Origin of the sequence: Pseudomonas sp. M47T1, from assembly GCF_000263855.1 — a bacterium.
Lineage (GTDB): Bacteria > Pseudomonadota > Gammaproteobacteria > Pseudomonadales > Pseudomonadaceae > Aquipseudomonas.
This window is the reverse complement of record NZ_AJWX01000037.1, coordinates 50,036-57,400: the sequence shown is the minus strand read 5'-3', so window position 1 is coordinate 57,400 and position 7,365 is coordinate 50,036. Positions and strand designations below refer to the sequence as shown.

The window sequence follows — 7,365 nt, the reverse complement described above, 5'->3', positions numbered from 1 at the left end:
CTTCATGCCCGAGCGGTCGACGCCGGGAATGTAGAAGGCCTCGTCGTTGATCTGGCGCAGGGTCTCCATGTAGTCCTTGTTGAAGATGTCACCGTTCACCGCCTCCACCGAGATGCGCACGGTGTTGCCCAGGTTGGCGAGGTCATTGCGGTGCTCGATCATGCGCTCGATGAACGGGTGCTTGAGCGGGATCATCTTTTCAAAGCGGGTGGAGGGACGAATCAAGGTGGCCTGCCAGAACAGGAAAATACTCACCAGCAGGCAAAGGATGATCACGGCGGGGCGGTGGTTGAAGATCAGGCGTTCAAGGAGCGTGCCTTGAGGTACCGGGAATTTTTGCTGGATGCTCATGGTTGCTGCCCCTCGTTGCCGCTGTTGTCTGTGTGGTGCACGCCGTTCTCGCCCACCAGCAGCAAGCCGTCGCTGACTGCGATGGCGCCCGCCAACGCCTGGCGATCAGGGCGGGTCACGCGGCTGAAGCTCAAACCATCGTCAACGCTGCGCAGTACCGTGCCGCCCTCGCCCACCAGTACCAACGCGCCGTCGTCCAGCAGGCGGGCGCTGGCCAGGCCAGTGTCCAGGGGGCCGCGTTCGCCCTGCACGGCAATGGCGTGCCAGCTGTCGCCGAAGTCGCTGGAGCGAAACACATGGCCGCGCAGGCCGAACATCAGCAAGGTGCGCGCCTGAGCGGTGGCCACCGCGCCAAACAGCGAGCCCTCGTAAGGGCCCTGCACACGCTGCCAGGTCAAGCCGGCATCGGCGGAACGAAAGATCACGCCCTGCTCGCCCACGATCAACAGGCCCGCATCCTTGACCGCGATAATGGCGTTGAGGTGCAACTGATCAGGGTTGTCCAGCCGCTGGCTGACGTCCTGCCAATGCTGGCCACCGTCCTCGGTGCTCAGCACCGCGCCATAGGCCCCCACGGCAAAACCGTGCTCGGCATCGAGAAAATGCACACTCAGCAACGGCGCCTGGCGCGCCGGGTCCTGGAACTGCCGGGTCCAGGTGGCGCCCGCGTCGACGGTGGCGAGGATCTGTGTGTCATGGCCCACAGCCCAGCCATGCCGGGCGTCGACGAAATACACCGCCGTGAGCAATTGCTGGCTGGGCACCGGCGCCTGGGCCCAGGTGCGGCCCTGATCGTCGGACAACAGCACATGCCCCCGCTCGCCCACCGCCACCTGCCGTGCCCCGGCGCTGGCGATATCGGTCAACAGCCCCGAGACTGCCTTAGCCGGCGCCACCGCCCCCGCCTGCGCGGCACCTGTTATTACCAGCTCCATCACCAGCGCCATCGTGCACACCGTAAACCACTGCCTAGCCACCGCACACGCTCCGTTTTCTTGTTGCCGTCGCCCCAGGGCGCGGACCCGGGGCCATTCTAGGGAGCCCGGCCGGCCCTGCCCTCTCGCTGATTTTCATGGCTATACCCACCGGGAATACCCCGCCCTGCAACAAGGCACGCCGCCCCGCAATGAGGCCATGTGCCAAGCGCACTTCACCTTTGGCTATAGGCATAAGAATTTGCTGGAAGGCAGAACGCCACGCGCTCCCTACCATGCGGCCTACCTGGAGCACAGGTGGTGTTACCAGCAGCCAGCGGGGCGTCGACCCCGCGTCTTAGACATGCAGGTTTTGGGGGAGAGCACCGTGAACACACTTAAACGCCTGGGGACCCTGTGGCCCCACGGCCTGGCTGTCGCCGTCGCCCTTGCCGGCAGCGCACCGGCACTGGCCGTGGAGTTCAACGTCGGCGAAGTAGAGGGTCACCTGGATTCAACGCTGTCGGTGGGCGCCAGCTTCGGCACCGCCAACCCCGACAAGCAGTTCATCGGCACCGCCAACGGCGGCCATGCCGCCACCCGCACCAGCGATGACGGGCGCCTGAACTTCAAGAAGGGCCAAGCCTTCTCGGAGATCTTCAAGGGCGTGCATGACCTGCAACTCAAGTACGAGGACACTGGCGTGTTCATTCGCGCCAAGTACTGGTACGACTACGCCATCGAACACGGCAACACGCACCTCTACGACATCGACGACAGCGGCCGCGACACCGCCGCCAAGGGCCAGGGCGCGGAAATCCTCGACGCTTTCGTCTACCACAACTACACCATCGCCAACCTGCCCGGCAGCGTGCGCGCCGGCAAACAGGTGGTGAGTTGGGGCGAAAGCACCTTCATCGGCAACTCCATCAATACCATCAACCCGGTGGACGTGTCGGCCCTGCGCCGCCCCGGTTCCGAGGTGAAGGAAGGGCTGATCCCGGTGAACATGCTGTACGTCAGCCAGGGCGTCAGCGACAACCTGTCCGTGGAAGCCTTCTACCAGCTGACCTGGCAAAAGACCGAACTGGATAACTGCGGCACCTTCTTCGGCAGCGACGTGGCTGCCAAAGGCTGTACCCAGGGCATGACCATCAACGGCACCGACTTCGACCGCGACAGCAGCAGTTACGGCTACGTGCCGCGCCTGAGCGATAACGATGCGCGCAACAGCGGCCAGTTCGGCGTATCGATGCACTGGACTGTGCCGGAGCTCAACGACACCGAGTTCGGCTTCTACGCGATGAACTATCACGCGCGCAACCCGGAGATCAACTGGACGGTCGGCAAGGGTGCGCTGGCCGACCCGGTAGGCGGCCTGTCGGGTCAGGGCGGCGTGAGTACCGCGCGCTACTACCTGACCTACCCCGAGGACATCCGCCTGTACGGCATCAGTTTTGCCACCAACGTCGGCGCCACGGCGCTGTCGGGGGAGATCAGCTACCGGCCAAACATGCCCATGTCGCTCAACGCCAGCGATGTGTCCAACGCCGCAGTGCTGGGTTCGGCGGCCACCAACCCGCTGGTCAACGCCGGCCTGCCGATTTTCAGCACCGGCTGGGCCAGCTCTACCTATGGCTCGACCATCCAGGGCTACAAGCGCATGCCCTACACCCAGGCGCAGACCACCGCCGTGCGCACCTTCGACCATGTGCTGGGCGGCGACCGCCTGAGCCTGGTGGGGGAAGTGGGCATGGGCTACATCAGCGGCTTGGGCGCCACCGACGGCTCGGACCTGCGCTTTGGCCGCAGCAGCGTATACGGCAATGGCGAGCTGGCCGACGCCGGCACCGCGCTGTTGCTGGGCGGCCTGTCGGGCAATGAGATCTGCAAGGCGCTGAACTCATCCAACCCCAGCGAATGCAGTAGCAAGGGCTACTACACGCCCATTTCCTGGGGCTACCGCCTGCGCGCCGTGGAGGAATACAACGACGTGTTCGCCGGGGTCAACCTCAAGCCCAACGTCACCTTTTCCCATGACGTGCACGGCAACGGCCCGACCTTCACCGAAGGCAGCAAGGCCATCAGCGTGGGCGTGGATGCCGACTACCTGACCAAATACACCGCCAGCCTCAGTTACACCAATTTCTTTGGCGGCGATTACAACACCACCACCGACCGTGATTTCGTCGCCCTGAGCGTCGGCGTCAGTTTTTAAGCCTGTGAGGTACATCATGAAACACCTGCATTTGCTCAAGATCGGCGGCTTTACCCTGTGCGTGCTGGCCAGCCAGGTGCACGCGGCCGTGCCCGCCGACCAGGCCGCGCGCCTGGGCGCCGACCTGACGCCGGTGGGCGCACAAAAATCCGCCAACGCTGACGGCAGCATTCCGGCCTGGACCGGTGGCCTGCCCGCCAGCACCGGCAAGGCCAACGCCGATGGTTTCCTGCCCGACCCTTTCGCCAATGAAAAACCCTTGTTCGTGATCACCGCCGCCACCGCAGCGCAGTACAAGGACAAGCTCACGGCTGGGCAACTGGCGTTGTTCGCCCGCTACCCGGACACCTACCGCATTCCGGTCTTCCCCAGCCATCGCACGGTGAGCCTGCCGGACAAGAGCCTGGCGGCCACTCGCCAGAATGCGCTGGAAACGCAACTGGTGGCGGGCGGCAACGGCCTGGAGCATTACCACGCCGGCGGCATCCCCTTTCCCATTCCCAAGGATGGCCTGGAGGTGATCTGGGACCTGATTGGCCGCTACCGCGGCGACACCCTCAAGCGCATCGTGATGCAAGCTTCGCCACAGACCAATGGTGACTTCACCCCCAACGTGCTCAAGCAAGAGCTGGCCTACCCCACCGGCATGAGCGATTTCGATCCCAAGTCGCAGGACAATATCCTCAGCTACTACCGTGAGGAGTTCCTCTCGCCGGCGCGCATGGCCGGTGGCGTGCTGCTGGTGCACGAGACCGTGGACCAGGTGAAAGAGCCCCGCGAGGCCTGGCAATACAACGCCGGCCAGCGCCGGGTGCGCCGCGCCCCGCAAATCGCCTACGACAGCCCAGCGGCCGAAGGCCTGCGCACCTTTGACGACTTCGACCTGTTCAACGGCGCCCCCGACCGCTTTGACTGGAAGCTGGTGGGCAAGCAGGAGCTGTACATTCCGTACAACAGCTACCGCCTGGAATCGCCAACACTCAAGTACACCGACATCATCAAGCCGGGCCATATCAACCAGGACCTGACCCGCTACGAGCTGCACCGGGTGTGGCACCTGACGGCCACGTTGAAGCCGGGCGAACGCCACATCTACTCGCGACGTGACGTGTACATCGACGAAGACAGCTGGCAAGGCGCCGAAACCGAAGCCTACGACGGCCACGGCGCGCTGTGGCGCGTGTCGGAAGGCCACGCCACGTTCTTCTACGACGTGAAAGTGCCGATATTCGCCGCTGAAGTGCACTACGACCTGATCTCGGGGCGCTACGCGGTGAATTCGCTGCACAACGAAGAGAAGAACAGCTACACCTTCAACGTGCCCATGAGCAGCAAGGACTTCACCCCATCGGCGCTGCGCGTGACGGGTATTCGCTGACGCTGCAGCCTGGCGCCAGCTGCTACGATATAGAACTTCACACCAGACAGTGGCAGCGCGGCAATAAAGGCCCGGATTTTGCTTTGATTTCAAGAACATCTCTGAAGTTCTGCGAGTGCTCATGAAGTTGCATCAACTGCGGGCCATGGTTTCCATCTGCGAAAGCGGCAGCATTCAGGAGGCTTCGCGCCTGCTGCATATCTCTCAACCGGCCCTGTCCAAGGGCATCAAGGAACTGGAAGCGGAACTGGGCGTTCCGCTGCTGATCCGCTCCAACCGCGGTATTACCGCCACCGAGTACGGCGAGCGCCTGGTGCGCCGTGCCCGGCTGATCCTCGAAGAAGTGCGCCGCGCGCGTGAAGAAATCGACACCCTGAAAGGCGTAATGGACGGTAAATTGTCGATCGGCGTGTCACCGGTGACGCCGGGAGCCCAGTTCGTCAACAGCCTCAACCGTTACCGCAAGCGTTACCCAAAGGTGCATATTCAGATCCATGAACTGCGCCCCTCCAAATTGATGGAGGGCTTGCGCGAGGGCTTGCTGGACATGGCACTCACCTCGTTGCCGCCCACCCGCAGCACCGATGGCTTCCACTGGGTGGAACTGTTCGAACAACCCGCCGTGCTGGCCGTACGCAAAGGCCACCCTCTGGCCGACGCCACCTCCCTTGCGCAACTGCGCGAACTGGACTGGCTGCTGCAGGATTCGCTGGAACAATCCAAAGTGAACGTGATGTTCGAGGACAATGACATCGCCTGGCCCGAAAACGTCATCGAATGCGCCTCCGTGGTGCTGTTTTCCGAGATGGCGGTGGCCAGTGACGCGGTCAGCTACTGGTCGGAGCGCATCCTTGAGCGCACGCAGAATTTCGTCGGCGGATTGCAGGTGCTGAACATCGCCGAACCGGTGCCGTCGATGAACATCTCCCTGGTGTGCCGCGACCAGGAATTGATGACTCGCGAAGCCAAGGCCCTGGCAGACGAACTGATCTACGTGTACCGCAGCCCGCACGCCGCCGTGGCCTGAACCGGTGCTTGATAACCAGGCCTGATAAGCATGTGCAGAGGTGATTATCCACGGCCGCAGGCCTGGGGCATGCTGACGCCATCGCCCGCCTACCGGACAAGGACACCTCATGAGTCAGCCCGCGTCATCGCCATCACCCACCCCGGCCCCGCGCCGCCGCCTGGTGATAGGCCTGCTGATGGCCGTCATGGTCATCAGCGTGCTCGACAAGACCATCTTCGCCTTTGCCGGCCCACAGATCATCGATGAACTGCACCTGAGTGCGCAAGAGTTCGGCTTTGTCGGCAGCGCGTTCTTTTTCCTCTATTCGTTGAGCGGCATTGGGGTGGGCTTCCTCGCCAACCGCTTTCCCACCCGCTGGATACTCACCCTGATGGCCCTGGTGTGGACCAGCGCGCAGCTTCTGGTGACCTTTGCCAACGGCCTTGCTGCCCTCACCGCCAGCCGTCTGCTACTGGGCGCCGGCTGCGGCCCGGGCACGGCGGTTACCCAGCACGCCAGCTTCAAGTGGTACACGGCCGACCGCCAGGTACTGCCGGCCTCCTTGCTGCAAGTGTCGATCATGCTCGGCGGCCTGCTGGGGGCCATCGCCCTGCCCCTGATCATCGCTCATTTTGGCTGGCGCTCGGCCTACCTGCTATTGGCCGCCCTGAGCCTGGTGTGGATGCTGGCCTGGTGGCTGTTCGGCGCCGACGGCAACCAGGCCGGCATGGCGCAGGGCAGCCCTGCCCTGCCGACCACCGTCGTGCCCTACCGTCACCTGCTGCTCAACCGCACCTTCGTGTGGATTTCGTTGATGTGTTTCCTTGCCTACCTGCCCAACGCCCTATCGTTCAGCTGGTCAGCGGTGTACCTGCAGAAGGGCCTGGGCCTGAGCAGCGTGCAGGCGGGCTATGTGCTGTTTGCCGCCACCTTGAGCATTATCGTCATCAACCTGCTGCTGTCGGCGCTCTCGCAACGTTTGCTCAAGCGCGGCACCAGCGTGCAGCGCAGCCTGGTGCTACCGCCCATGGCCTGCTGCATCCTCGGAGGCCTGGCGTTCTGCATGCTGGGCACGCTGACCCAGGGCCTGACCATGAAGCTTGTGTGCTACGTGCTGGGCGGGGTGCTGCTCAATGGCGTGTTTGCCTTCGGCATGACCATCACCTCGCACATTTCACCACTGCACCAGCGCGGCGCCATGCTGGCGATCCATGTGGGCTGCATGACCCTGTCGGGCATGCTCGCGCCCTGGGCCGTCGGGCGGCTGGTGATGCTGTTCAATGGTGACATTGCCCAGGGGTTTGAAACCGCCCTTCACGCCATCGGCGTGGCTGCGGTGCTGTGCGCCGCCCTGGGCCTGTATGTGATTACCCCGGCGCAGACCCGCCAGCATTTGCAGGCACGCTGGGCCAACTGACCCTCCCTGTTTTCGGCACTACCTTTCACGGCGCGCGGGCCCGTCCTGCGCGGCGCCTGCCTGTGCGCGCCGTTCCCG

The 7,365-nt window shown here is 63.8% G+C and carries 5 protein-coding genes and 1 pseudogene; 4 read left to right on the top strand and 2 right to left on the bottom strand.

All coding sequences use genetic code 11. The features are described 5' to 3' along the window. Together PMM47T1_RS26690 and PMM47T1_RS26685 are read right to left on the bottom strand one after the other, a co-directional pair. Nucleotides 1–351: pseudogene (locus tag PMM47T1_RS26690) on the bottom strand (RND family transporter); the annotation flags it as partial. Then, complete coding sequence (locus tag PMM47T1_RS26685) at nt 348–1,298, bottom strand: WD40/YVTN/BNR-like repeat-containing protein (RefSeq protein ID WP_008375041.1); 951 nt, start codon at nt 1,296–1,298, stop codon at nt 348–350. The pseudogene PMM47T1_RS26690 and the gene PMM47T1_RS26685, both read right to left, overlap by 4 nt. Before the next feature lie 355 nt (nt 1,299–1,653). Here PMM47T1_RS26685 and PMM47T1_RS26680 point away from each other — a divergent pair, with 355 nt between their 5' ends. The 4 genes from PMM47T1_RS26680 to PMM47T1_RS26665 all read left to right on the top strand — a co-directional run bounded on the left by PMM47T1_RS26680 (nt 1,654) and on the right by PMM47T1_RS26665 (nt 7,287). After that, nucleotides 1,654–3,483 carry a DUF1302 domain-containing protein gene (locus PMM47T1_RS26680; protein ID WP_008375039.1) on the top strand — a complete coding sequence of 610 codons (1,830 nt, stop codon included), beginning with the start codon at nt 1,654–1,656 and terminating at the stop codon, nt 3,481–3,483. Nucleotides 3,484–3,499: 16 nt separating this feature from the next. Then, complete coding sequence (locus PMM47T1_RS26675) at nt 3,500–4,861, top strand: DUF1329 domain-containing protein (protein WP_008375037.1); 1,362 nt, start codon at nt 3,500–3,502, stop codon at nt 4,859–4,861. A 121-nt stretch (nt 4,862–4,982) separates the two neighbouring features. Next, nucleotides 4,983–5,888, top strand: coding sequence for a LysR family transcriptional regulator (locus tag PMM47T1_RS26670; RefSeq protein WP_008375035.1), 906 nt, complete (start codon nt 4,983–4,985; stop codon nt 5,886–5,888). 109 nt (nt 5,889–5,997) lie between these two features. After that, on the top strand, nt 5,998–7,287 hold the full coding sequence (locus PMM47T1_RS26665; RefSeq protein WP_008375033.1) for an MFS transporter: 1,290 nt from the start codon (nt 5,998–6,000) through the stop codon (nt 7,285–7,287). Nucleotides 7,288–7,365 lie beyond the last annotated feature (78 nt).